Source organism: Burkholderia perseverans, assembly GCF_022870505.1.
Classification (GTDB): Bacteria; Pseudomonadota; Gammaproteobacteria; order Burkholderiales; family Burkholderiaceae; genus Burkholderia; species Burkholderia plantarii.
The window spans coordinates 1-25,693 of record NZ_CP045093.1; the positions used below are offsets into that span (position 1 = coordinate 1).

Consider the following 25,693-nt stretch of genomic DNA (forward strand, 5'->3'; position numbering starts at 1 on the left):
CCCATCGACCGAATGGCTAATCTTCAGTCTGTTCGTCACATATCCATTGAAATAAGAAATTCATCGGGTAAAATTTCGACGATCAAAACAGGAGCGAAAATTGGCAGCCGAAATCATTGCGGTCACGCAGCAGAAGGGTGGTGTCGGAAAAAGCACCATCGCCATGCACCTCGGCGCGGCATTCCATGAGAGAGGAAAGCGCGTCCTCGTCGTCGATGCCGACGGGCAAAACACGCTCATCCACTGGTCCAGCGCATCGGGCGACGCCGAGAACGGCATCCCGTTTCCCGTTGTGAATCTCGCCGAAGCCGGCGGCCAAATCCATCGCGAGATCAAGAAGTTCATCAACGACTACGACATCATCGTCGTCGACTGTCCGCCCTCGATCACTGAAAAGGTCTCCGGTGTCGTGCTGCTGGCCGCCACCGTGGCCGTGGTGCCCACGTCGTCGTCACCGGCCGATTACTGGTCGAGCGTCGGCCTCGTGAAGCTGATCCAGCAGGCCCAGGTAATGAACGAGGATCTGCGCGCCGTGTTCCTGCTGAACAAGACCGAAGAAAAGCGCATGCTGACGCGAGAGTTGAAGCGTGCGATCGAAGAACTGGGCTTCCCGCTCCTGAAGACCCAGATCCCCACGCGCGAGGCCTACAAGCAGGCGATGGCACTTGGCCAGACCGTCCTGCAGATGAACGATCGTGGCGCACGGCTCGCAGCCGCGGAAATTCGCGCGTGCGCCGACGAGATCGTCGCCATGCTGCCCTGACTTTATGCGCATAAAGGACCCTGAATGAAACCCTCCCAATTCGCCAAAGGCTTCCAGGCGCGCCCCGATACGACGACCAGCGAAAAGCGCACGGCGCTCGACCGCCTGAATGCGATCGACGGCCTCGTGAAGCCAGACGCATCGGCACCGGCAAAACCGTCGAAGAAGGACATTCCCGTCACGATCGTGGAGACGCCGCCGGCCGAGCCGACCGACGAATCGACGCAATACCACGCCTGGCGCGTCGCGAACCGCTACCAGCCCGGCCAGATCATCGAGCTCTCGCTGAAGGCGATCAAGGCCAGCCCGTTCAATCCGCGGCACTTTTATCTGAAGTCGTCGATCGCCGAGCTTGCCGTCAACCTTGCGAAGCAGGGCCAGCAGCAGGCGATCCACGTGATTCCCGACTACGAGAATCCCGGCACCTTCTTCGTCAGCGACGGCGGCCGGCGCGTGCGCGCGCTGAAAGAGGCGAACAAGGAATCGGTGAAGGCGATCGTGGTCGACATCCCGATCGGCATCGAGAGCTACAAGCTTGGCTACGATCTGAATGTCCAGCGCGATTCGCAGACGGTTTTCGACAACGCCGTCGTCTGGCGCCGGTTCCTGGAAGAGAAGTATTTCCAGAGCCAGAAGGAGCTGGCCGAGCATCTCGGCATCGACGAATCGACGATCGCCGTCGCGCTGTCGATCGGCAAGCTGCCGGAAGCGGTGATGCAGGAAATGGTCACGCGCACCGACCGATTCGGTTCGAACATGGCGTACCAGGTCGGCCGCTACCACACGGCGCGCGGGACCGATGCCACGCTGCGGCTGATCAACAAGATCCTGTCCGACGACCTGAGCACGCGCCAGGTCGCCGACATCGTGAAGGGCAGGGCGAACACGCAGGAGAACGCGAAGCCGGCCGGCCGCCAGCGCTACGCGCAACGTCACGAGATCAAGATGAACGGCTCGACGGTCGGCGATCTGAAGTCCTATGGCGAGGATCGGCTCGAGCTGCGGCTGCGTGGCCTGACGCGTGAGAAGCGCGATGAAATCCTGCAGCAACTCGAAAAGATGCTGCTGAACTGACGTCGCCAGCGCCTCGCCAGTCAGCCAGCGATACCGCTGGCGAACGGCGCGAGACGCACGCCGGACCGCTCGGGCCAAACAGGCGACAGCGCGCAGTTCACACCGTCTCGCGCCAAGCGATCCCCCCCCGAAGGCCGCACCGCAGCCTTCGGGGGGTTTTTCATTCGATGGCCAATACGGCATTCGCCAAAGCAATCGATCTCCCTCGGCCAAGAAAACGACGGCCGTCAGTGCCGACGATCACGATTCCGATCCGCCGTTTCTCGCGATCTCCGCTCGTGTCGCTCGACGGCCGTCAGCCAGCCTCGACGTCCCGACAATCGGCGGCGGCGGCTCATCGAAGCGACCCAGGCGGGAACCACGCATCCATCGCACTCGGAAACCACGCATGCTCGATCGGCGCTTCATCGCCGGCCCGTTCCACTCGCGAAGCCAAACAAAAAAGCCGAACCCGTTCAAAACGGGTTCGGCTTTTTAAAAAACTTCAGCACGAAAGCGAACGTCGGCGCGAACTACCGCCTCACACCCTTCAAGCCGCGCGCGACTGGTTCAGCGTGAACGCGAGCAGATCACCATCGGTCGGCTCGCCCCAGGTCTTCAGCGCGAGCCAGTCGAAGAACGCGGTTTCAACGAGTTTCGAATCGAGGCCGCGCCGGCGCCAGTCGTCGCGCAGATGCGAACCGAGCGCCGGCAGCACGTCGCTCTCGAACGAGGTGCGCGCGAGATCGCGCTCGGCATCGCCCTGTTCCTCGTACAGCGCCTTCGCCTCCTTGCGGCGATATGCGTCGTATTCGCCGCGCAGGCGCGCCTTCGGATCGTCAGCCACGCCGGTCGCCGACGCGACCGCCGTCAGCTTGCCCGCGGTGCTGCCCGGCAGCGCATCGGCGGGGTCGGCCACCGGCGGCGCATAGCCCTTCTTCAGCGCATCCTTGAACAGCGCCGCCGCGCTGCGCACTGGCGGCAGCGTGGTGCTGCGCATGCGCTGCTCGGTCATCTGCAGCGCCGCGCGAATCCGGTTTTCCTCGCTGTCGGCATAGAGCGTCTGCGCTTCCTTCAGCGGGATGCCGATCTTCACCATCCTGTCGACGAGCGTGCTGTCGAACACGTTCGGGTGTTCGTCGAGCGCGAGCATCGGCTGCTTGCGCTCGGACACGCGGAACTGGATCTCGGCTACACGGCGCCCTTCGCGATGTTCGATCAACTCGACGAAGATGTTCGTGACGGCGTTGACCTCGGCGATCGCCGGGCGCAGATAGTCGCGCTTGAAATACTTGTACTCGCGCTTCGCCTCGTCGCCGGCCTCGGTGTCGGGCGTACCCGACAGGATCGGGCGCCACCATTCCCAGGGCTCGCGCATCGTCAGATGGCTCGGGTTCGTGAGATAGCGCACGCAGATCTCGTAGAGCGCGAGGCCCGCGCTGCTGCGCAGCTGGCTCTGAAACTGCAGGCTCAGTCGCGCGTACTGCACCGGATCGAGCAGCTTCTTCTTGATCTTCGGCGCGAACGAGAATTCGACCCAGACGCGGCGCGTGGCCGGATCTTCGAGAATTTCGGCGTCGGCGATCAGCGTCGAGATGCCCCATTTGCGGCCCGGCTTCTGGCTCGAGGTGCCGGTGCTCCATTCCACCTGCACCGACACCATGCGCCGCAGGTGTTCCTTGACGAGCGCGGTGTCGTTCGAATCGAAGGCGGAGTTCGCGACGATATCGGACAGCAGCGCACGGTAGGTGTCGCCGGAATCGTCGGCCTGCTGCGCCACGGCGAGCAGGACGTTGAAGAGCTTGCGGGTCAGCAGCGTGATCTTGCCGCTCTTCGGCTGAATGGCGATCGCCTCGACCGCCTTTCGCAATTCGGCCGAGCTGGCATTCACCACATCGACATCGGTTTTCTTCGCGCGCTTCGTGACCATGCGTCGGATCGGAGAGGGAAAGTTTCCCGCAAGGATAGCGGCTGTGGTGATGGTCGTCTATAAGTGCGGCCTCACCATAGGCGGTGATGGGGGACGATTCCGATCGCCTCACCCCACGCTTTTTCCCGGAAAAGCTCACCGGTGGAAATTCCGGTGATTCGCGCCTCACCTTGGCTGCCGCGGGTGACGCGGACGCGCATGATATCCGCACCGATCCCGACTCGTCGAGTCGCCTCCCGTATCGGCTCACCTCAAAAATTTTTATCGCGATCTGGTGACACAGGCGCGTCGCGGTGATCGTCGCAGGGCGGCCGGGAATCACGCAGTGGGATCGCGCTCATTCGCTGTGAGCCGTCGGGGCGGCTCGGCGGCACGGCAAAGGCGGCAAGGCGGCAAAGGCAGCAAGGCAGCGAGCCAGCCGGCACAGGGCGCTCGCGGTCGGCAAGATCCAGCCATCTCCAGCGCCAGATGCGCCCCTTCGCCGGCACACCGGCACCGCAAACGGTCCGGGCAACCGTGCTTCCACGCATCGGCTGTGCTCTCTCGCCAGCCTGGACGCTCCCGGGTCGGCCCTGAAACGCCGCCCGGCGACCGACTCTGCGCCTCTCGAACCACGAAGGTGCCACGGCTGCCTTGGCCCACCTCACCGTTCCGGCATATTTTCAGCCCCTAAGCGGTGATCGGCCACGGCCCGCGCTTCACCGGTTCAATCTCCCGTAGTCCCGCGGCCACCGCCGCGAAGGCCGCACGTCGATGTCCACCGCGTCCGCAGACCATCCATTCCTACGACCCGCATCCGCCCACCGCCATCCCGCATTGGAACCCACCAGACGCCCCTGTGCGGCCTTGGCGAGCCCCGACCCGTCCGCGGCCACCGGCAGCCCCTTCCAAAGCCCCTGGGAACGCTGGGTGCGGGCGGGCACCAGACGCCCCTCACCGAACCCGCCACGCGCCGCACCAGGTCGCCCATCATCGTCAGGTGGCATCGATCACGGCGCCCGCCTCACCATCGACGACAACCCGCAGCCCGAATCACGACTCCTCGCCGCCGCGAACCCGCAATCGATCCACAAAGATATCCACAGCCGGTCTTTAGCCAGCAAGCCCGGCGGGCCTGCCATTACACGCGACAAATACAGTTGTCCACAAGGAGAGGCGAGCCGATGCGTCGGCATTTTCCCTGATCCGCGTTCCGCCTCCCGCAAAATCTCACCTTTCTGGCGAAACCGGTGAAACCCTCCCGCAAACGAAAAGCACCGACATACGGGGCCCCACAGCCCGAAGCATCCCGAAAAGCCTCACCTTTGGCTTTCCCGATCGAGCACCCATCGCGTTTTCCATCCTCCCGAAAAAGCTCACCTCTTGCCGAGAGCCTTATAAAACATCAATGATTTCATGCAGTTACGTCCTAACCGGCAATCTCGCAACGATCGAGACAAGATCCCGGAAATTCTCACCCTTGGCGAATCGTCGACGCCCGATCCGGTCCGAATCGGTCCTGAAAAACCTCACCTTTCGCGAAATCCGTCACGAAAAACGCGCCTCGGCATCCACTCCCGGCGGGGGTTTGCGGGTAAGTGGACGCCCACTGTTCCCGAAAAGCCTCACCTTTCGCATTTTTTTGCCTGTGAAATGCTCCCGAAAAACCTCACCTCAGGCCATTTTCGGCCTGGATTTCCACGATCCTGAAAACGCTCACCGGCCACCAGGCTGGCGCTGAATTTGCAGGCAAAGGCTCCCGAAAAGCCTCACCTTAGGGGTTTCAGGGCCTGTGAAGCCGCGTAAAACGGTATTTTTTCCCGTAAAGGCTCACGTCAACCTCGGCCCGAGTCCCGAGAACGCTCACCTATGCCTAATCGTTGGGCAAAATCCGCGCCAAAACAGGGGCGAACGAAGGTCCCGCAAACCCTCACCTCTCGGGAAACGCCACGAAACCGGGCGATTCAGGCACCATGCGGGGGCCGCGAGCACAGCCCTCCCGAAAAACTTCACCTTTCGCCCAAGCTGCGCGAGACTGTGATCCCGAATCCGCTCACGATCTTTCCCGCAACGGCTCACGCTGACCCCCGAACCCCATCACTTCGGGTCCTGCAAAAGATCACCATGGTTCCCGCAAAGCTTCACCTTGCCGGCCGCAATCCCTTACCCAGTAAGGCTGTGCGGTGGCGTTAACGTTTTTAACAAGGGTTCAAGGGTGTTTACTTTTATTACTCTCTAGGCGCCACCCGCGAGTTTCCTGAAACATCGCCTCTCTCACCCTCCCTCCCTGTGAAACATCCCCATATTTTTGAAAGCACGATGCTTTGCTTGTAGAAACAAGGGATTAGCACAGGAAGTTCGATTTGTTTCACGGAATTCAGCGGACTGACATGGTGGCTGTGACTGTGGAGCACCTCCGCGTGGCGTCTGCGGACAACTTTCAGCAAGCACAAGAAATACGTATTTCTTGATACGTATTTCGTTATGATTGGTACGTTTTGCTTCTATGCCACTCGAACCATGACTCCCGACGACTCGCTCCGCCAGACCATTCGCGACGAACTCGACGCGATGCGCACCACTGGTGCGCGCCGGCAGGATCTCTCGCTGCACGCCTGCAAGCGCCTGTTCTTCGATCTCGGCATCCGGCCATCGGCCGCCAACGTCCGCGAGCTGACCCAGACCGGCAGCGCCGGCGACATTCCGAAAGACATCGACTTTTTCTGGGAACGGATCCGCTCAGCTTCGAAAGTCCGGCTGGACGGCAGCCATCTGCCGAAAGCGCTCGAAGGCAAGGCGGGCGAACTGCTCGGCGCGCTCTATGACGAAGCACTGAAGGAAGCGCGAGCCGCGCTCGAGGCCGAACGGCAACTGGCCGACGACCAGGTCGCCGCCGCTGTGCAGCAGGTTCGCGATGCCGGCATCCGGCACGAGACGCTCGAGGCCGCGCTCGCGCGCAGCGAGAACCGTGCGGAACAATTGCAGGCGAAGCTCACCGAAGCCGAAATTCAGCTGGCGACTGCGTCGCTGCACGGCAGCGCGCATCATGACTCGCTGCAGGCGCTGACTCAGCGGCTCGAAAACGAAAACGAACTGTTGAACCGGCGGCTCGAGGCCGAGCAGCAGCAAAACGCGTCGCTGCGCGAGCGGATCGACGCGCTGCACGTCGAGGCGCGCCAGAACACCGAGCACTATGCGCAGCAGATCAAGGATGCGATCGCCGAGGCCGAGCGCCGCGTCAAGCCGATGCTGGTCGAGCTCGATTCGCTCAGAAGCATGGCCGGCACCTACCAGGCGGGCCTTCGTGACGTGAACCGCAAGGAATTCGAGTTTTTGCAGCAGCTCAGCGCCGCGAAGGCGCGGGCCGACCGGCTCGACGAGCAGCTGCGCGGCCAGGGCGACGAACTGGCCGCGGCGAGCCGCGAGATCGAGACGCTGCGTGCCGCACAGGGAATCCCGCCCGGGATGGCCGCGTTGCTGCAGCGGCTCGCGAGCGCGGGCCAGCTCGACGCGTCGGCGTTCGAGGCGATCGGCACCTCGCTCGACGCTCACGTCGCGCTGCCGGCGCGCTGTCCGAAATGCGATGAAGGTGAGCCGGAGCTGTCACACGCGGCCGATGGCTACGAACTGCTGTGTCCCGAATGCGAACATGCATCCGGCGCCTGTGCTTCGCGGCTCGAAGCCGTCGCACAGTTCAGCCGGATCGGCCGGGCCGGTTGATCGAGGCTGATCGGCGCCGCGCCGATCGCGCAAAAGGTGAGGAAAAACGGGAGGGGAAAGGTGAGGGCCTGCGGGAACGAAAAGCTCACGCCTTCAGACCAGGCCGGGCTCCGGGGCCGATGACATCGCAGCCTCTTCATCTTCGGCGGCGGCTTTTTCCAGGTTGCCTCGCCAGCTTCGCCACGCGCGATGCAGCCGGTTCGCGGACACGGCCTGCATGAAGCCGAGCCAGTGGCCGACGCGCTCGGGCGCGACGCCGTTCTCGAACAGCTCGGCCGCGAACGTATTGCGCAGCGTTTGCGGGCTCGCGCGCTCGACGCGCGACGCGGTGATATCGGCCGCTTCGATGATCGCGTCGACCGCGCGCAGCATGGTCGCCTTGTGCATCGGCCGGCCCGCGAGCGAGGACGGAAACACGAGATCGCCGGGAATGTCGCAGCGGCGCCGCTCGGCCAGCCACGCGTCGAACAGCGCGATCGCGAACGAGGCGAGGTGCGTTTCGCGTTCGAAATCGGGATGGTTCGACGGGATCCGTACTGCCGGCTCGCCCGGTTTCACGCAACTAATGGTAAGCGTACGCGCTTCGCCCGTCTTCAATCCACCGCCGAGGAACGCGGCCACCAGCGCCCGGTCGCGGCGTTCCTTCCACTGCGACATGCCGATGGTCGGCAAGGGCGAAAACAGATAGGCGAGCAGCGCCGCGCGCTCGGACGGCGAGAGGAAGCTGGTGGGTTCGTTGTCGCGCGCGCGGCGCCAGCTTGCTTCGCCATCCTGAGCAATGAAGCGGGCCGGATTGGTCGAGCCGAATTCGTTGCGGCGCACATGATCGAGCACGCGCTCGATCAGCCGCAAATAGCGGACGCGCTGCGTTTTCTTGATCGGCAGCTCGCCGACGAAATTCGCGATCGACTGGGTGTCGACGGTCGCGAGCGTCTGCTGCCGCTCGGCGAGCCAGGTCAGGAACGCGCCCCACTGGGCGCGATACACGTCGGCCGACGAACGCCGAAACGCCTGGGTGGCGAGCCACGCGTCGAACGACGCGTTCGGTTGGGCGACCCAGTCGGCCTCGGTGCCGTCGAACAGATCGGGTTCGGCGGCCTCTGGCGTTCCGGTGGGCCCGGAGCTTGGGGGAGGCATGTTTATTAATCCGTTAGTTGCTTGTTTGAGCGTAGTGCATAGGCGCCGGGTCGGCCAGTCGGCGGCCCGGGGCTTTGGCTGGCGGGGCGCCATTGCGCCGGCCGGCATCGGTTCGGCCGGTAAGCGCCGGCTTCAGCCGCCCCAGATCCGCACGCGCCGCGGCCGCTTGCTGGCGACGGGCTGCGCCGGCCCGAGCGCGGGCTGACGCGAGGCGGCCTCGAAGGCCGATACGGCATACGAGAGCACGGCCGGCAGCGCGTTCGATTGCGCGACGTCGATCGGATCGTCGGTTTCGGGAAAGTGGAAATCCTCGGGCCGCTCGAACAGGCAGCGGACAAACGGATCGTGCCGCGCCGCGAAGCCGAGATCGGCCAGCGCCTCGGCCTCGATCGCCTGCAGCAGCCGCCACGTCAGCGGCACCTGCTGACGGATGTAGCGGGTGGCGATGTGGCGGACGATTTTCTCCATGTCTTGCGCCGCAGCCTTGAAGCTGAGCGCGGCCAGGTCCTGTTCGGTCATAGCGGGCTCCTCATGAGCCTGTACTGTACAAATATACAGTGGATTGCGCAACTGGCGGATTCGACAGGACCGGCGCGGAATGTCGGCGCCCGCGCGGCGCCTGGAGGAGGATCGGAGGGGAGGTCGGAAGTGGGTCGCGGGGAATTGGCGACGGATCAGCGGTGGATCACGATCAGCAGCGCCTTCGCCTCGCCGCGCCCGGCGTTGCGGATCGCGTGCGGCGCGTCGGCCGCATAGCGCGCGGTCTCGCCTGTCTTGAGGCGCCGCGAGGTGGTGCCGGCCTCGATCTCGATCGCGCCGGCCAGCACCGTCAAGTGCTCGCGCGTGCCCGGCTCGTGCGCGTTCGAGACCAGCGCTCCACCGGCCGTCAGCGTCAGTTCGTACCACTCGAAGCGGCCGGCCAGCTCGATCGGCCCCCACACGCGCAGCTGGTATTGCCCGTCGTGGCCGGCCAGCGTCGGGATGTCGTGCAGGCCGTCCACGCGGATCGTCTCCGGCGATCTCGGCGGCGCGAACAGCTCGTCGAGACTGATGCCGAGCGCGTTGGTCAGCCGCCACGCCACCGCGATGGTCGGATTGGCCTTGTCGCGCTCGATCTCCGAGAGCATCGATTTCGACACGCCGGCCGCGCGCGACAGGTCGTCGAGCGTCAGCTTGCGTTCGTTGCGCAACCGCTGGATCGTCTCGCCGACGCGCGGCGGCGTGGCGGCATCGGTGGCCGGCGCGGGGGCGCCGCGGCGCGTGGCGGAAGAGCTTGCCATTTGTGGTCCGTTCGCTTAGAGTCGTTCGATATCTCGAACTTGTGTTCGAAATACAGGAAAAATACGGTGAACCCAACGGGCGACTATAACAGTAGCAGGCCGTGCGGCGGCCGCCACGAGCGAGCCGGCCGCGCGCCGATGCCCACCCAGGAGCGAACAGATGCGTGATGCCTTCCTCGCCCACGTGCGCGGGACCCTCGACCAGATCCGCGCCGACGGTTTCTACAAGACCGAGCGCGAGATCGCCAGCCCGCAGGCGGCGGACGTGACGCTGGCCGACGGCGCCGGCGTGCTCAATTTCTGCGCGAACAACTATCTCGGTCTCGCCAACGACACGCGGCTCGTCGCGGCCGCGCGCGCGGGCCTCGAGCGCGACGGCTTCGGGATGGCGTCGGTGCGCTTCATCTGCGGCACGCAGACGGTCCACAAGCGGCTCGAGGCGGCGATCTCGGCGTTCCTCGGCACCGACGACACGATCCTCTATTCGAGCTGCTTCGACGCGAACGGCGGCCTGTTCGAGACGCTGCTCGGCGAGGAAGACGCGATCATCAGCGACGAGCTGAACCACGCCAGCATCATCGACGGCGTGCGGCTGTCGAAGGCCAAGCGGTTTCGCTACAAGAACAATGATCTGCAGGATCTGGAGGCGAAGCTGCAGGAGGCCGACGCGGCCGGCGCGCGCTTCAAGCTGGTGGCCACCGACGGCGTATTCTCGATGGACGGCATCATCGCCGACCTGAAGGGCATCTGCGACGTGGCCGAGCGCTACGGCGCGCTGGTGATGGTCGACGATTCGCATGCGGTCGGCTTCATCGGCGAACACGGCCGCGGCACGCCCGAACACTGCGGCGTGGCCGATCGCGTCGACATCATCACCGGCACGCTCGGCAAGGCGCTCGGCGGCGCCTCGGGCGGCTACGTGGCGGCCCGCCGCGAAATCGTCGAGCTGCTGCGCCAGCGCTCGCGCCCGTACCTGTTCTCGAACACGCTCGCACCGAGCATCGCCGAGGCTTCGCTCGCCGTGCTCGAACTGCTCGCGAGCGACGAGGGCGCGCGGCTGCGCACGCAGGTGCGCGAGAACGGCGCGCGGTTTCGCGCGAAGATGAGCGCAGCCGGCTTCACGCTGGTGCCGGGCGAACATCCGATCATCCCGGTGATGCTCGGCGACGCGCAGGTGGCCACGCGCATGGCCGACGCGCTGCTGGCCGAGGGCGTCTACGTGATCGGCTTCTCGTTTCCGGTGGTGCCGCGCGGGCGCGCGCGGATCCGCACGCAGATGAGCGCGGCGCACACGCCCGCGCAGATCGACCGCGCCGTCGATGCGTTCGTGCGCGTCGGCAAGTCGCTCGGCGTGATCTGAGGAGACGGCACGATGAAGGCGCTGGCAAAACTCGAACGGGGCCCCGGCCTCACGCTGACCGACGTGAAGATGCCCGAGGTCGGCCACAACGACGTGCTGATCAAGATTCGCCGCACGGCGATCTGCGGCACCGACATCCATATCTGGAAGTGGGACGACTGGGCGCAGAAGACGATTCCGGTGCCCATGCACGTCGGCCATGAATACGTCGGCGAGATCGTCGAGATGGGGCAGGAGGTGCGCGGCTTCGCGATCGGCGATCGCGTCTCGGGCGAAGGCCACATCACCTGCGGCTTCTGCCGCAACTGCCGCGCCGGGCGGCGGCACCTGTGCCGCAACACGGTGGGCGTGGGCGTGAACCGCGAGGGCGCGTTCGCCGAATACCTGGCGATCCCGGCCTTCAACGCGTTCAAGATCCCGCCCGAGATCTCCGACGATCTGGCCGCGATCTTCGATCCGTTCGGCAACGCCACGCACACCGCGCTGTCGTTCAACCTGGTCGGCGAGGACGTGCTGATCACGGGCGCCGGGCCGATCGGCATCATGGCCGTGGCGATCGCGCGGCACGTGGGCGCGCGCAACGTGGTGATCACCGACGTCAACGACTACCGGCTCGAACTCGCGCGCAAGATGGGCGCGACGCGCGCCGTGAACGTCTCGCGCGAATCGCTGCGCGACGTGATGCACGAGCTGCACATGACGGAAGGCTTCGACGTGGGGCTGGAGATGTCGGGCGTGCCGAGCGCGTTCACGAGCCTGCTCGACGCGATGAACCACGGCGGCAAGGTCGCGCTGCTCGGCATCCCGCCCGCGCAGACCGCGATCGACTGGAACCAGGTGATCTTCAAGGGGCTCGAGATCAAGGGCATCTACGGCCGCGAGATGTTCGAGACCTGGTACAAGATGGTGGCGATGCTGCAAAGCGGCCTCGACCTCTCGCCGATCCTCACGCACCGCTACGCGGTGGCCGACTACGAGCAGGCGTTCGCGTCGATGCTCTCGGGCGAGAGCGGCAAGGTGATCCTCGACTGGAGCGCCGTGCCGGCCACCGCCTGAGTCCCGCTGCCGGATGCGTCCGCATCCGGCCGAATCCTCGATGCCGCTGTCGGCGCGCCGCGCCGGCGGCGGCATTTTTCATGAGCGCGCTGCCGTCACTATCGTCGCTATCGGCGACGCCCGCACGAGGCCAGCGTGACGAGGCACGGCCCCGATTCGGCCAGCGCGACGGGGCGGCTGGTCGGCCGGCACAACATGGCGCTGTCGTAGCCGCGCCCGGCGAAGCGCACCACGTCGGCGATCTCGAAGCCGAGGCCCTGGTAGAACGCGAGCAGATGGGCGGCCGGCTGCGGCGTGTCGAGCGCGAGTCGCGCATAGCCGCGCGAGGCGGCCCAGCGCAGCGCGTAGGCCACCAGCGCGCGGCCCACGCCGCGCCCCTGCCAGACCGGATCGACGCCGAACTGCCGTAGGCTCGCGACGTCGCGGCAGCGGTAGAGGTCGTTCGAGGCGGCACCGTCGCGCTCGTGCAGCGTCATGGTCGCGATCAGATGGCCGTGGCAGGTCGCCACCAAGCAGGTGCCGGCCAGCGCGCGCTGGCGCGTGGCGGCGGCCGGCTGGTCGACGCAGGGGCAGTTGAGCCCCATCGCGCCGAGCCGCGCGAACGCGCGGTGCAGCAGGTCGGTCAGCGTGTCGTAGGCGTCGCTCGCGGGATCGAAGCGCCGCAGCACGATGCGATCGTGCTGCCTCGGCAGGTAGGCGGTGATCGGGGCGGGGGCGAGACGCGGAGTCGACATGGTGTTCCCTGAGCCGGATTCGGTTGTCCGAAGTGTAGGAACGCGCGGTCGCGACGATCAAGAAAAAATCTCGTAAACACCGCGCGCCGCAGGATGACCCGCGGCGCGCGTGAATCCTTGGCAAGCCTTAGCGGGCCGAGCCTTCAGCGCTTTCGGCGCCGTCGGCCGCGCCCGGCGGCGCCATCTCGAACTCGGCCTCGATCCGCACGCGCACGTCGTCGCCGACGGCCGGATACCAGGTCGGAATGCCCAACGCGGCGCGGCTGAACGTGCCGTTCGCCGAGAAGCCGACGGTCGGCTGCTTCGTCAGCGGATTGCGCCCGTAGCCGTTGAACGTGACGGCCAGCGTGACCGGCTGCGTCGTGCCGCGGATCGTCAGGTTGCCGGCCAGCTTGCCGGTGTGCTCGCCGGTCGGCGTCCAGCCGGCGCTGTCGAAGCGGATCGAAGGATAGCGCGTGGCGTCGAGCGCCTCGCTGCCCGCGATCATCCTGTCGAGCACGGGGACGTTGGTGTCGATGCTGGCCGCGTCGATGGTCGCGCTGACTTGGCTCAGGGCCGGACCGCCGGCGCGCCAGTCGAGCACGGCGCTGGCGCGGTCGAAGCGCATCGTGAAGCGCGAATAGCCGAAATGCGAGACGTCGAAGCCGACGCTCCAGTGATGCGGATCGAGCGTGTAGCGGCCGGCCGGCACGTTCTCCGTCGCCGTGCTGACGTGGTGCGTGAGCACCGCCACCGGCGTGCAGCCGACCACGACCGCCAGACCGAAACTGCCCACCAGCGCGCGCCAGCGCCTGTCGAACCGTCTGTTCATGCTCGTCTCCTGTCGATGTTCGCGCACGATAGCGCATCCGGGCCGGGCCGGCCGGATCGCCGCCGGCAAAGTTCGGCGGCCGCGACCGCGGTTCGGCGCTGTCGTCGATGCGAGAGATTTCGTCGACAAGCGTTGACAAGGGAGAATGATCGTTCTACCTTATGCGACATGAACGATACGACCCAACGATCCCCGCGCGGCGCCGAGGCGCCGGACCCGCAAGCCGGCGGCGCGCGCGAGCGGCTGCTGGAGGCGGCCGAGGCGCTCGTCTACGCGGGCGGCATCCATGCGACCGGCGTCGACGCGATCGTCAAGCGCTCGGGCGCCGCGCGCAAGAGCGTCTACACGCACTTCGAATCGAAGGAGGCGCTGGTGGCTGCCGCGCTCGCGCGGCGCGACGACCGCTGGATGGCCTGGTTCATCGACGGCACGCTCGAGCGCGCACGCACGCCGCGTGCCCGCCTGCTGGCGATGTTCGACGTGCTGCATACGTGGTTCGAGCAGCCCGACTTCCACGGTTGCGCGTTCATCAACGCGGCGGGCGAGATCGGCGACGCGAACGATCCGATCCGCGGCGTCGCGCGCTATCACAAGGAGCGGCTGCTCGATTTCGCGCGCGAGCAGTGCGAGGCGTTCGCGCAGGCCTGCGGCGCGCCGCAGCGCGATGCCGTGCGGCTCGCGCGCCAGTGGCTGGTGCTGATGGACGGCGCGATCGCGGTGGCGCTCGTCAGCGGCGACGCCTCGGCGTCGCGCGACGCGCGCGACGCCGGCGAGGTGCTGCTGGCCGCGTTCGAGACGCGCGCCGGCTGACGCCACAGCGGTAATACGAAGGCGCGCCGCGCGGCACGCCTTGCAACGCCCGGTCGGAAAGGCGGGGGAAGAGATGACGGAATGCCGGCAGCGGGAAGCACGCGCCGGCACCATGAAACCTGTCGCGCAATCGCGCAACAGCTTGTTTGCAGTCCTTATGAAGCCAGGAGAATCCGATGTCCGAAGTCAGCGAAGTCCGCCCGCCGGTGCCGCCGTTCACGCACGAAACCGCCATCCAGAAGGTGCGTGCCGCCGAAGACGGCTGGAACACGCGCGACCCGCAGCGCGTGTCGCTCGCCTACACGCGCGACAGCAAGTGGCGCAACCGCGCCGAATTCGTGACCGGCCGCGAGGCGATCGTCGGCCTGCTCACGCGCAAGTGGGCGCGCGAGATCGACTATCGCCTGATCAAGGAGCTGTGGGCGTTCGACGGCAACCGCATCGCCGTGCGCTTCGCCTATGAATGGCACGACGACGCCGGCAACTGGTTCCGTTCGTATGGCAACGAGAACTGGGAGTTCGACGAGAACGGCCTGATGGAGCACCGCCACGCGAGCATCAACGATCTGCCGATCCGCGAGCAGGACCGGCTGTTCAAGTGGCCGCTCGGCCGCCGTCCCGACGATCATCCGGGCCTGTCGGATCTCGGGCTGTAAGGCTTGCGACTAACCGCTCGATCGCGCCACCCGGATGGTGAGCCGATACGGGACCGGGACGCGCATTGAGGTGAGTGTTTTCGGGATCTGACGAACGGTGCGGCCGGCGCCTCGCGCGGCTGCACCGTTCGTTTTTTCAGCGGCGCGCGACGCGTATCCCGTCAGCCGAGCAGTTGCGCGGCCACCGCCTCGCCCACTTCGCGCGTGCCGGCCTCACCGCCCAGGTCGCCGGTGCGCGGGCCATGCTTCAACACGTGCTCGATCGCGGCGAGGATCGCGTCATGCGCCTCGCGCTCGACGCCTTCGCCGTGGCCGAGGAAGTCCACCATCATCGCGGCCGACCAGATCATCGCGATCGGGTTCGCGATGTAGCGCCCTGCGATGTCGGGCGCCGAACCATGCACGGGCTCGAACAGCGAGGGAAACTTGCGGTCCGGGTTCAGGTTCGCCGACGGCGCGATGCCGATCGTGCCGGTGCAGGCGGGGCCCAGGTCGGAGAGGATGTCGCCGAACAGGTTCGAGGCCACCACCACGTCGAAGCGGTCCGGGTTCAGCACGAAGCGCGCGCACAGGATGTCGATGTGCTGCTTGTCCCATTTCACCTCGGGATAGCGGGCCGCCATCTCGGCCGCGCGCGCGTCCCACCACGGCATGCTGATCGCGATGCCGTTGCTCTTGGTCGCGACGGTCAGCTGCCTGGCGCGGCTCTGTGCGAGGTCGAACGCGAACTTCATCACGCGCTCGGTGCCGGTGCGCGTGAACACGGCCTGCTGCACCACGAACTCGCGCTCGGTGCCTTCGAACATCGCGCCGCCCACCGACGAATATTCGCCCTCGGTGTTCTCGCGCACGATCATGAAGTCGATGTCGCCGGCCTTGCGGTTCGCGAGCGGGCTCGGCACGCCCTCGAACAGCCGCGCCGGCCGCAGGTTCACGTACTGGTCGAACTCGCGGCGAAACTTCAGCAGCGAGCCCCACAGCGAGATGTGATCGGGCACCGCGTCGGGCCAGCCGACCGCGCCGAACAGCAGCGCGTCCATACCCGAAAGTTGCGTTTTCCAGTCGTCCGGCATCATCTGGCCGTGCTGCGCGTAGTAATCGCAGCTGGCCCAGGCGATAGGGGTCGCCTCGAAGCGGATGCCGAAGCGCCGCGTGACGGCGTCGAGCACGCGCATGCCTTCCGGCATCACCTCGCGGCCGATGCCGTCGCCGGGAATCACCGCAATCCTGTAGACCTTCTCGCTCATCGCCGTGCCTCCTCGTCGTCATGATCGAAGGTGCGCGCCGACAGGCTTCGGCGCGCACCGCGTCCGCCTAGTGTATTGATTCCGAGGCGGATTAGAATCGGCATCCGGTTAAACGACTTTCCACGAATCGTGAATAAAGCGCCGAATCTGGACGACCTGCGCGTGTTCAGCACGGTGGTGCGCCTGGCGAGCTTCAGCGCGGCGGCCGAGCGGCTCGGCGTCTCGCCCGCCTACGTCAGCAAGCGCATCGCGCTGCTGGAGACGCAGCTCGGCACGCGGCTGCTGCATCGCTCGACGCGCCGCGTGGCCGTGACCGATTCCGGCGAGCGCGTGGTGGCGTGGGCCGAGAAGATCCTCGACGACGTCGATCATCTGGTCGAGGACGTCTCGACCGCGCGCACGGTGCCGCGCGGCACGCTGCGGATCTCGAGCAGCTTCGGCTTCGGGCGCCACGTGCTCGCGCCGGCGCTGCTCGACTTCAATGCGCGCTACGCGCAGATCGACGTGCGGCTCGATCTGTTCGACCGGCTGGTGGACGTGGCCGGCGAGGGCTTCGATCTCGACGTGCGGATCGGCGACGAGATCGCCGAACACCTGATCGCCCGGCGCCTCGCCGAGAATCATCGCGTGCTGTGCGCCTCGCCCGACTATCTCGCGAAGCACGGCGCGCCGCGCCAGATCGCCGATCTCGGCGCGCACCAGTGCCTCGCGATCAAGGAGCGCGATCACCCGTTCGGCGTCTGGCGGCTCACGCAGCGCGGCGAGACGACTTCGGTGAAGGTCGGCGGCGCGCTCTCGACCAACCATGGCGAGGTGGCCGTGCAATGGGCGCTGGCCGGGCGCGGGATCGTGCTGCGCTCGATCTGGGAGGCCGGGCCGCTGCTCGCGAGCGGCGCGCTGAAGCGCGTGCTGCCCGACGTCACGCAGCCGGCCAACGTCTGGGCCGTCTATCCGGCGCGGCTTGCCGCGTCGGCGAAGGTGCGCGTCTGCGTCGATTTCCTCGCGCAGGCGTTCGCGCAATGGCCCGGCGCCACGGCCTGAGCGCCGGCGAAGCCGCGTGGAGCCGCGTGGAGCCGCGCGTCGGGCCAGCGCGGGCACCAACGGTGAAGGTTTTCGGGAGCCCGTGCAAAACGCTTGCATGAAGTGCGCTCGATCACGGCGGCGGCCTCACCCCAGCGTTCCCGGCTGGCTCGCGGCTTGAGCGACAGTTCACGCAATAACCCCGAGAAGCCCGCCCGGCGGGCGTTTTCGCGTTTCGGCCGCGCTGTGCGACAACCATGCGTGCTGTGAGTCCGGTGAGTTCGCTCACCGTTGCACATGCACTCAAATTGTCGTTCGCGCGCGAAAGGTGAGAGTTTTCGGGAGATCGGCCGGCGCGTGAAAAACGCGCCGTCGTTCGGGAGGGTGAGGGGCGGCTGGATCGGCGCCTCACGTTTCACAACAGCGGCAGCGGCCGCAGGCCGCCTCAGCCTTGCGGATGGCTCGTGTCGTGCGCCTGTTGCAGGCGTTCGCGGCTCCTGGACAGATGCACGCGCATTGCCGCGCGCGCATCGTCCGGGTCCTGGCGTTCGATCGCGCGATAGATCCAGCGGTGCTCGTCGAGCACATGGCGCAGCCGGTCGATCTGGTCGAGTTCGGCAAGCTCGGCGCTGCCGAGCCGCGTGCGCGGGCTGGCCGAATGGCCAAGCTGGCTCAGCACGTCGACGAAATAGCGGTTGCCGCTCGCCTGCGCGATCTGCTGGTGGAACTCGATGTCGTGCGCGAGCGTATCGGTGCTGCCGCGTTCGAGCTCGGCCGCGAAGCGCTCGAGCGCGGCCTGCATCTGCCGCAGGTTCGATTCGGTGCGCCGCTTCGCGGCCAGCGCCGCCGACGCGGCCTCCACGTCCATGCGGAATTCGAGCACGGCCATCGCATCGAGCATGTTCGACAGGTCGGCGGTGGGCAGCTGCATCGTCGCGTCGTGGCGCGGCGAGAGCACGAAGGTGCCCACGCCGTGCCGCGTCTCGACGATGCGCGCGGCCTGCAGGCGCGAGATCGCCTCGCGGATCACCGAGCGGCTGACCGAAAGCTGCTTCATCATCGCGACCTCGGTGGGCAGCCGGTCGCCGGGGCGCAGCATGCCGCGGCGGATTTCTTCGGACAGGGACGCGACGACCTTCTCGGACAGGCTGCTCATGGATGGCTTGCGGTGGGCGGGAATCGGGGGATGGGCGGCGGGACGCTCGACGATGTCATCCGATGTCCCGGCACGCGGCATCATAGCCGCAAACTTTTCCGATGACGACATTCGAGCGCGTTTGCGGCCTGAATATCGGGAAATCACGGAGAAATGCCGGGCGTTGCGCCCCCGTCGCGCGGCGGACCGATCCCGCCTTAGCTCATCTGACGACAGACTGTGCGGCGGACCGCCACGCTGCGCGAATTTGCCGGGTCCTTCTTGTTGTCAGACGTCCTAGCATGCGGAGTGACGTTCTGCGCGCCGATCGCGACAGCGGCCCATGACAGCCCATAGAAAGGGCTGGGAGCACTACAGGGTTAACGCGGCTAACCGACTTTCCGGTCATCAGACTACAATGTCGTCAGACAACGTATCACGGCGATCGCAGCCCGAATCGGCCCGCGGGTGCGTAAGGTTCATCCGGCCGTGCGCGGCCGCTTCAGGAGACATCGTTGACAGCAGCTCTCGGCACGGCAGCGACCCCGCTCGATTCGGCGGTCACGAAGGTGATGCGGCACGTGATGCCCCTGTTCCTGATCATGTTCATCGCGAACTACATCGACCGCGTGAACATCGGCTTCGTCAATTCGCACATGCATGCCGACCTCGGCATCGGCGCGGCGGCCTACGGGTTCGGCAGCGGGCTGTTCTTCGTCGGCTACGCGATCTTCGAGGTGCCGTCGAACATCCTGATGCAGCGCTTCGGCGCGCGCGCCTGGCTCACGCGGATCATGGGCACCTGGGGCATCGTCGCGGGCCTGATGGCGTTCGTCTGGAACGACACCTCGTTCTACGTGCTGCGCTTCCTGCTCGGCGTGGCCGAGGCCGGCTTCTTCCCCGGCGTGGTGTTCTACTTCACGCAGTGGCTGCCGCACTCGGCGCGCGGCAAGGCGGTGGCGATCTTCCTCGGCGGCTCGGCGTTCGCCTCGGTGCTGTCCGGGCCGATCACGGGCAGCCTGCTGTCGATCAGCGGGCTCGGCCTGAAGGGCTGGCAGTGGATGTTCCTGATCGAAGGCGGCTTCTCGATCCTGCTGTGCGGCGTGAGCTGGCTGCTGCTGAAGTCGCGGATCCGCGACGCGCACTGGCTCACCGCCGACGAGCAGCAGGCGCTGCAAGCGACGATCGCGGCCGAACAGGCCGAGCGCGACGCGCGCGGCAATGCCCACGTGCCCACCGCGAAGCTGCTGCGCGATCCGCAGATCCTGCTGTTCTGCTTCCTCTATTTCGCGATCCAGCTGACGATCTACGCGGCCACTTTCTGGCTGCCCACCATCATCCGCAAGATCGGCGGCCTGTCCGATTTCCAGGTGGGCCTGCTCAACGCGATTCCGTGGCTGATCGCGATGGCGGCGATGTACGCGTTCGCGCTGGCCTCGGCGCGCTGGAAGCATCAGCGCGCGTGGCTCGCCACGGCGCTCGTGATCGCGGCCTGCGGCCTGTTCGCCTCGACCACCGGCAACGCGCTGCTGTCGTTCGTCGCGATCTGCTTCGCCGCGATCGGCTTCAAGGCCGCCTCGTCGCTGTTCTGGCCGATTCCGCAGGGCTACCTCGATGCCCGCGTGGCGGCCGGCGTGATCGCGCTGATCAACTCGCTCGGCAACCTCGGCGGTTTCTTCGCGCCGGCCGCGTTCGGCTACCTGCAGCAGCACACCGGCTCGATCAAGGGCGGGCTGTACGGCCTGGCCGTGGCCTCGCTGATCGCGGCCGTGGCGGGCTTCTTCGCGCGCAGCCGGCCGAAGGGCGACGCCGAGCCGGAGGCCGGCACGCTGTCGAGCCGGCCGCGCTGAACGCCCGATCCGATTCCGGGCGGCGCCCGCGCGGCGCCGCCGTTTTCCGTCACTCCCGGCGCTGATCGCAGCGCCTTTTCCAGGTAACGCACCATGACCTCGAACTCCGTCCAGGCGAACGCCACCCCCGTCGTGACCGAATTGCGCGTCGTGCCGGTGGCCGGCCGCGACAGCATGCTGATGAACCTGAGCGGCGCGCACGGCCCGTTCTTCACGCGCAATATCGTGATCCTGCGCGACAGCAGCGGCCACACCGGTATCGGCGAAGTGCCGGGCGGCGAGTCGATCCGCAAGACCATCGACGATGCGCGCGAAATCGTGGTCGGCCAGTCGATCGGCAACCTCCAGGCGATGCTGAACCGCGTGCGCTCGCAGTTCGCCGATCGCGACGCCGGCGGCCGCGGCCTGCAGACCTTCGACCTGCGCACCACGATCCACGCCGTGACGGCGCTCGAGGCGGCGCTGCTGGACCTGCTCGGCCAGCACCTGAACGTGCCGGTGGCGGCGCTGCTCGGCGAAGGCCAGCAACGCGACGAAGTGGAGATGCTCGGCTACCTGTTCTACATCGGCGACCGCAACAAGACCGACCTGCCCTACGCAAGCGGCGCCGACGGCCGCGACGACTGGGAGCGCCTGCGCACCGAGGAAGCGATGACGCCGGAGGCGGTGGTGCGGCTGGCCGAGGCCGCGCAGGCGCGCTACGGCTTCAACGACTTCAAGCTGAAGGGCGGCGTGCTGGCGGGCGACGCGGAGATCGAGGCGGCGCGCGCGCTGGCCGAGCGGTTCCCGAACGCGCGCGTGACGCTCGACCCGAACGGCGCGTGGTCGCTGGCCGAGGCGGTGCGCCTGTGCCGCGACATGCACGGCGTGCTCGCCTATGCGGAAGACCCGTGCGGCGCCGAGAACGGCTATTCGGGCCGCGAGGTGATGGCCGAGTTCCGCCGCGCCACCGGCCTGCCGACGGCCACCAACATGATCGCCACCGACTGGCGCCAGATGGGCCACGCGATCCAGCTGCAGTCGGTGGACATTCCGCTCGCCGATCCGCACTTCTGGACCATGCAGGGCTCGGTGCGCGTCGCGCAGATGTGCAACGACTGGGGCCTGACCTGGGGCTCGCACTCGAACAACCACTTCGACGTCTCGCTGGCGATGTTCACGCACGTGGCCGCGGCCGCGCCGGGCAAGATCACCGCGATCGACACGCACTGGATCTGGCAGGACGGCCAGTTCCTGACGCAGGATCCGCTGCAGATCGTCGGCGGCAAGGTGAAGGTGCCGGCCAGGCCGGGCCTCGGCATCGAGCTCGACATGGACGCGCTGGCGCGCGCCAACGCGCTGTACGAGCAGCATGGCCTGGGCGCGCGCGACGACGGCATCGCCATGCAATACCTGATCCCGAACTGGAAGTTCGACAACAAGCGTCCGTGCCTCGTGCGCTGACGCGCGCCGGCCGCCGCCCTGAACTCCGCAACCGGTCGCAACCGACCCGAATCCAACCGACTCCGAACCCGGCAACGCCATGACCACGCCTCAGGAACTCAAGCAGATCATTTCGGAAGGGCTGCTGTCCTTCCCCGTCACCGACTTCGACGCCGAGGGCAACTTCCGCCCCAGCACCTACATCGAACGCCTCGAATGGCTCGCCCCCTACGGCGCCTCGGCCCTGTTCGTGGCCGGCGGCACGGGCGAATTCTTCTCGCTCACGCGTGACGACTACTCGAACGTGGTGCGCACCGCCACCGAAACCTGCAAGGGCAAGGTGCCGATCCTGGCCGGCGCCGGCGGCCCCACGCGCGTGGCGATCGAATACGCGAAGGAAGCCCAGCGCCTGGGCGCCAACGGCATCCTGCTGATGCCGCACTACCTGACCGAAGCATCGCAGGAAGGCATCGCCGCGCACGCCGAGGAAGTCTGCAAGGCCGTGCCCGACATCGGCGTGATCATCTACAACCGCGCCAACTCGAAGCTCAACGCCGACATGCTCGAGCGTCTGGCCGAGCGCTGCCCGAACCTGATCGGCTTCAAGGACGGCGTGGGCGAGATCGAGGCGATGGTCACCATCCGCCGCCGCCTGGGCGAGCGCTTCGCGTACCTCGGCGGCCTGCCGACCGCGGAAGTCTACGCCGCGGCCTACAAGGCGCTGGGCGTGCCGGTGTACTCGTCGGCGGTGTTCAACTTCATCCCGAAGACGGCGATGGACTTCTACCGCGCGATCGCGGCCGACGATCACGCAACGGTCGGCAAGCTGATCGATGATTTCTTCCTGCCGTACCTGAAGATCCGCAACCGCCGCGCCGGTTACGCGGTCAGCATCGTGAAGGCCGGCGCGAAGCTGGTCGGCCACGATGCCGGCCCGGTGCGCGCGCCGCTGACGGACCTGGACGAAGAAGAACTGGCGCAGCTCGACGCGCTGATCAAGCAGCTCGGCGCGCAGTAAGCGACGCGCGGCGTTGCGGGGCTGGCTGGAGGATGGGCTGGCTCGCGACAAGCGCTTGCGACAACCCCTCGTCTCCCCTCGGGAGCGAGGGGTTTTGCTTTTGACGCGCTGGTGAGCGGGCGCGCGCCTGTCACCTCACAGCTTGCCCGCCTGCCCCAGCGTCACCACGCGCGCCCAGCGCCGGGCGGCGCGCCGGTCCGGCATCGGCAGCGTCCACGCCGCGCGCGACGCGTCGCGAAAGCCGACCACCAGGCACCACTGCCCGTCCACGCGCCTCGCCTCGCAGGCGCCGACGTCGCTGAACGTGAAATGCGCCTCGACGCCATCGCGCGACAGCCACAGCAGCCCCTGCGTCGACGACAGCTTCAGCGCGGCCGGGCCGTGGCGCATCACGTGCGTCCAGCCGCCTTCCTTCGTGTTCGGCGCGATCTCGCGGCGGCGCCGGATCCAGGCGGCCAGCGCGGCGGCCAGCAGCACGGCCACCACGGCCGCCATGGCGGTCGCGAGGCCGGTACCGAACTGCGCGGCGGCGTCACGAAACGCCGCGATCGCACCCCACACGAGCGCGGCCAGCACGAAGAGAACGATCAGGATCGGCATGACGGAAGACGGCAGCGGAAGAGAAAACGAAAACGCGGCCGGCGCGTGCCGCGCCGGCCGCGCGGACCACCGTCAGCGGGGACGGTGGATGTCGTGCGTGACGAAGCCGGCGTCGTTGACCGGCAGCTCCAGCGCGTCCTGCACGGCGAGCGTCCTGCGAATGTCGGTGAGCCCCGCGGACCAGTGGTCGCGCATCGTCGACAAGCCGAACTGATAGTCCTTGTAGTCGTGCTCATACGACTTCTGCTGGTAGATCAGATGCTGCACGTTGTAGCGCTTGCCGGTCGACAGCACGGCCGCCTGCTGCGCCCACGGATCGCTGTTGCGCACGTCCTCGGGCACCAGTTCGAGCACGCGGCGCAGCACGTTGCGAAAGCGCTGCTCGCGCTGCAGCGTGTCGGTGACGAAACGCGTGCGGCTCGAATACTGCACGTCCTTCATGCGCTCGGTGACGTCGGCGAGCGTGCCCGGCAGCGGCCCGCGCGCGTTCCAGAGATCGACCTGGAACGCCAGCGTGTCGCGTCGCGGCGAGGCGCGCAGCACTTCCATCAGCGGCGTGTTCGACACCACGCCGCCGTCCCAGTAGAACTGGCCGTCGATCTCGACCGGCGGGAACGCCGGCGGCAGCGCGCCCGAGGCCATGAAATGCTCGGGGCGCAGCGTCATCCGGGTGTTGTCGAAGTAGGTGAAGTTGCCGGTGGCGACGTTGACCGCGCCCACCGACACGCGGATCTCGCCCGAGTTGATGCGGTCGAAATCGCAGAGCTTGAGCAGCGTGGCGCGCAGCGCCGAGGTGTCGTAGTAGCTGACGCGCTCGGGATCGTCGCGCACGCCGGGCAGCGGCGGCGGGAAGCGCGGCACGAAGAAGCCGCGCTGCCCCTGCAGGATCGCGCTGGCCGCCTGCGAGGCCGTGAATGCCTGGCGCACCGATTCGACGCTGTTGAACAGCGCGAACTCGAGCGCCGCCGGCAGGGCCGGGAAGAACGCCGGCTGGCAGATCGTGTCCCAGAACTCGCGCAGGCGCTCGAGCTGCCGTTCGGGCGGATTGCCGGCGATCAGCGCGGTGTTGAGCGCGCCGATCGAGATGCCGGCGATCCAGTTCAGCGGCATGCCGGCCTCGTGCAGCCCCTCGAACACGCCCGCCTGATAGGCGCCGAGCGCGCCGCCGCCCTGCAGCACGAGCGCGACCGTTTCGTAGGGCAGCGTGCGCGCCAGCGGTGCGCCGGCCTGCGGCTGCAGGTCGGGGTCGCTGGCCTGCTTCTCGGTGCGGGCGCGCGGCTTCATTGCATGAACCAGCCGTGGCTGACGACGAACGACTGGCCCGTGAGCGCCGCGCTCGGGAACGCCGACAGGAACAGCACCGTCTGCGCCACGTCTTCCACGGTCGTGAACACGCCGTCCACCGTGTCGCCGAGCATCACGTTCTTGACCACTTCCTCTTCGCTGATGCCGAGTTCCTTGGCCTGCTCGGGGATCTGCTTGTCGACCAGCGGCGTGCGCACGAAGCCGGGGCAGACCACGTGCGAGCGCACGTTGTGCTTCGCGCCTTCCTTGGCCAGCACGCGCGCGAGGCCGAGCAGGCCGTGCTTGGCCGTCACGTAGGCCGACTTCAGCGGCGAGGCCTCGTGCGAATGCACCGAGCCCATGTAGATCACCACGCCGCCGCGGTCGTCCTTGTACATGTGCTTGAGCGCGGCCTTGGTGGTCAGGAACGCGCCGTCCACGTGGATCGCCTGCATCTTCTTCCAGTCGGCGAACGAGTAGTTCTCGATCGGGTTGACGATCTGGATGCCGGCGTTCGACACCAGGATGTCGATCGTGCCGAATTCCTGCGCGGCCTTGTCGATGCCGGCGTTCACGGCTTCCTCGCTCGTGACGTCCATCGCCACGCCGAGTGCCTTGCCGCCTGCCTGCTTGATCTGCTCGGCCACCGCGTTCGCGCCGTCCTGGTTCAGGTCGGCGATCACCACGGCCGCGCCGGCCCTGGCGAGTTCCAGTGCGATTTCCTTGCCGATGCCGCTGGCGGCGCCCGTCACGACCGCGGTCTTGCCATTCAGATTGCTCATGATCGTTGTTCCCGTGTGATGGTTGGAAGAAGAGGGAGCCGCAAGG

23 protein-coding genes are annotated in these 25,693 nt (G+C 67.0%); 12 read left to right on the top strand and 11 right to left on the bottom strand.

Translation table 11 applies throughout. From position 1 onward, the window contains the following. The first annotated feature begins 100 nt into the window (after positions 1-100). Positions 101-763, top strand: a complete 663-nt coding sequence (gene parA, locus BpN12_RS00005) for a ParA family partition ATPase (RefSeq protein ID WP_198256268.1) — start codon at positions 101-103, stop codon at positions 761-763. Positions 764-787: 24 nt separating this feature from the next. Then, complete coding sequence (locus BpN12_RS00010) at positions 788-1,837, top strand: ParB/RepB/Spo0J family partition protein (RefSeq protein ID WP_246793255.1); 1,050 nt, start codon at positions 788-790, stop codon at positions 1,835-1,837. A gap of 529 nt (positions 1,838-2,366) precedes the next feature. Here the strand turns inward: BpN12_RS00010 and BpN12_RS00015 are convergent. Further along, positions 2,367-3,746, bottom strand: a complete 1,380-nt coding sequence (locus BpN12_RS00015) for a replication initiation protein (RefSeq protein WP_246793256.1) — start codon at positions 3,744-3,746, stop codon at positions 2,367-2,369. An 86-nt stretch (positions 3,747-3,832) separates the two neighbouring features. Between BpN12_RS00015 and BpN12_RS00020 the strand changes: the two genes are divergently transcribed. Together BpN12_RS00020 and BpN12_RS00025 are read left to right on the top strand one after the other, a co-directional pair. Next, positions 3,833-4,024, top strand: a complete 192-nt coding sequence (locus tag BpN12_RS00020) for a hypothetical protein (RefSeq protein ID WP_246793257.1) — start codon at positions 3,833-3,835, stop codon at positions 4,022-4,024. 2,221 nt (positions 4,025-6,245) lie between these two features. Next, positions 6,246-7,445: a DNA-binding protein gene (locus tag BpN12_RS00025; RefSeq protein WP_246793258.1), complete on the top strand. Its 1,200-nt coding sequence runs from the start codon at positions 6,246-6,248 to the stop codon at positions 7,443-7,445. Between the two features lie 93 nt (positions 7,446-7,538). Here BpN12_RS00025 and BpN12_RS00030 read toward each other — a convergent pair whose 3' ends face one another. The 3 genes from BpN12_RS00030 to BpN12_RS00040 all read right to left on the bottom strand — a co-directional run bounded on the left by BpN12_RS00030 (position 7,539) and on the right by BpN12_RS00040 (position 9,862). Next, a complete protein-coding gene (locus BpN12_RS00030; RefSeq protein ID WP_425306318.1) occupies positions 7,539-8,588 on the bottom strand; it encodes a tyrosine-type recombinase/integrase in 1,050 nt (349 codons plus the stop codon). 126 nt (positions 8,589-8,714) lie between these two features. Then, positions 8,715-9,101 carry a DUF2471 family protein gene (locus BpN12_RS00035; protein ID WP_042626803.1) on the bottom strand — a complete coding sequence of 129 codons (387 nt, stop codon included), beginning with the start codon at positions 9,099-9,101 and terminating at the stop codon, positions 8,715-8,717. A 155-nt stretch (positions 9,102-9,256) separates the two neighbouring features. Beyond that, positions 9,257-9,862 carry a helix-turn-helix domain-containing protein gene (locus tag BpN12_RS00040; protein WP_246793259.1) on the bottom strand — a complete coding sequence of 202 codons (606 nt, stop codon included), beginning with the start codon at positions 9,860-9,862 and terminating at the stop codon, positions 9,257-9,259. 160 nt (positions 9,863-10,022) lie between these two features. Between BpN12_RS00040 and BpN12_RS00045 the strand changes: the two genes are divergently transcribed. Both BpN12_RS00045 and tdh read left to right on the top strand, forming a co-directional pair. Then, the gene (locus BpN12_RS00045) at positions 10,023-11,222 is read left to right on the top strand and encodes a glycine C-acetyltransferase (protein WP_246793260.1); all 1,200 of its coding nucleotides are present in this window, start codon (positions 10,023-10,025) and stop codon (positions 11,220-11,222) included. 12 nt (positions 11,223-11,234) lie between these two features. Next, complete coding sequence (gene tdh, locus BpN12_RS00050) at positions 11,235-12,278, top strand: L-threonine 3-dehydrogenase (protein WP_246793261.1); 1,044 nt, start codon at positions 11,235-11,237, stop codon at positions 12,276-12,278. Between the two features lie 107 nt (positions 12,279-12,385). Here the strand turns inward: tdh and BpN12_RS00055 are convergent, their stop codons facing one another. After that, positions 12,386-13,012, bottom strand: coding sequence for a GNAT family N-acetyltransferase (locus BpN12_RS00055; protein ID WP_246793262.1), 627 nt, complete (start codon positions 13,010-13,012; stop codon positions 12,386-12,388). 127 nt (positions 13,013-13,139) lie between these two features. Continuing rightward, positions 13,140-13,823 (bottom strand): YceI family protein, encoded by a 684-nt coding sequence (locus tag BpN12_RS00060; RefSeq protein WP_246793263.1) that lies wholly within the window; start codon positions 13,821-13,823, stop codon positions 13,140-13,142. Between the two features lie 168 nt (positions 13,824-13,991). Here BpN12_RS00060 and BpN12_RS00065 point away from each other — a divergent pair, with 168 nt between their 5' ends. After that, positions 13,992-14,633, top strand: a complete 642-nt coding sequence (locus BpN12_RS00065; RefSeq protein WP_246793264.1) for a TetR/AcrR family transcriptional regulator — start codon at positions 13,992-13,994, stop codon at positions 14,631-14,633. Between the two features lie 176 nt (positions 14,634-14,809). Further along, positions 14,810-15,289 carry a nuclear transport factor 2 family protein gene (locus BpN12_RS00070; RefSeq protein WP_246793265.1) on the top strand — a complete coding sequence of 160 codons (480 nt, stop codon included), beginning with the start codon at positions 14,810-14,812 and terminating at the stop codon, positions 15,287-15,289. Between the two features lie 161 nt (positions 15,290-15,450). On the opposite strand, the gene BpN12_RS00075 is transcribed toward BpN12_RS00070, so the two are convergent. Continuing rightward, positions 15,451-16,536, bottom strand: a complete 1,086-nt coding sequence (locus BpN12_RS00075; protein ID WP_246793266.1) for a tartrate dehydrogenase — start codon at positions 16,534-16,536, stop codon at positions 15,451-15,453. A gap of 129 nt (positions 16,537-16,665) precedes the next feature. On the opposite strand from BpN12_RS00075, the gene BpN12_RS00080 reads away from it, so the two are divergent. After that, a complete protein-coding gene (locus BpN12_RS00080; protein WP_246793267.1) occupies positions 16,666-17,577 on the top strand; it encodes a LysR substrate-binding domain-containing protein in 912 nt (303 codons plus the stop codon). 424 nt (positions 17,578-18,001) lie between these two features. On the opposite strand, the gene BpN12_RS00085 is transcribed toward BpN12_RS00080, so the two are convergent. Next, positions 18,002-18,712, bottom strand: a complete 711-nt coding sequence (locus BpN12_RS00085; protein WP_246793268.1) for a FadR/GntR family transcriptional regulator — start codon at positions 18,710-18,712, stop codon at positions 18,002-18,004. A gap of 494 nt (positions 18,713-19,206) precedes the next feature. On the opposite strand from BpN12_RS00085, the gene BpN12_RS00090 reads away from it, so the two are divergent. From BpN12_RS00090 to kdgD, 3 genes are all read left to right on the top strand, one after another. Continuing rightward, on the top strand, positions 19,207-20,541 hold the full coding sequence (locus BpN12_RS00090) for an MFS transporter (protein ID WP_246793269.1): 1,335 nt from the start codon (positions 19,207-19,209) through the stop codon (positions 20,539-20,541). Positions 20,542-20,634: 93 nt separating this feature from the next. Continuing rightward, positions 20,635-21,984 carry a glucarate dehydratase gene (gudD, locus tag BpN12_RS00095; protein ID WP_246793270.1) on the top strand — a complete coding sequence of 450 codons (1,350 nt, stop codon included), beginning with the start codon at positions 20,635-20,637 and terminating at the stop codon, positions 21,982-21,984. A 79-nt stretch (positions 21,985-22,063) separates the two neighbouring features. Beyond that, the gene (gene kdgD, locus BpN12_RS00100) at positions 22,064-22,981 is read left to right on the top strand and encodes a 5-dehydro-4-deoxyglucarate dehydratase (protein ID WP_246793271.1); all 918 of its coding nucleotides are present in this window, start codon (positions 22,064-22,066) and stop codon (positions 22,979-22,981) included. Positions 22,982-23,116: 135 nt separating this feature from the next. On the opposite strand, the gene BpN12_RS00105 is transcribed toward kdgD, so the two are convergent. The 3 genes from BpN12_RS00105 to BpN12_RS00115 form a co-directional block, all read right to left on the bottom strand. Next, positions 23,117-23,581, bottom strand: a complete 465-nt coding sequence (locus BpN12_RS00105; protein ID WP_246793272.1) for a hypothetical protein — start codon at positions 23,579-23,581, stop codon at positions 23,117-23,119. Positions 23,582-23,653: 72 nt separating this feature from the next. Then, positions 23,654-24,865: a patatin-like phospholipase family protein gene (locus tag BpN12_RS00110; RefSeq protein WP_246793273.1), complete on the bottom strand. Its 1,212-nt coding sequence runs from the start codon at positions 24,863-24,865 to the stop codon at positions 23,654-23,656. Then, positions 24,862-25,647: a 3-hydroxybutyrate dehydrogenase gene (locus BpN12_RS00115; protein WP_246793274.1), complete on the bottom strand. Its 786-nt coding sequence runs from the start codon at positions 25,645-25,647 to the stop codon at positions 24,862-24,864. Before BpN12_RS00115 ends, BpN12_RS00110 begins: the two co-directional genes overlap by 4 nt. Between the last annotated feature and the right edge of the window lie 46 nt (positions 25,648-25,693).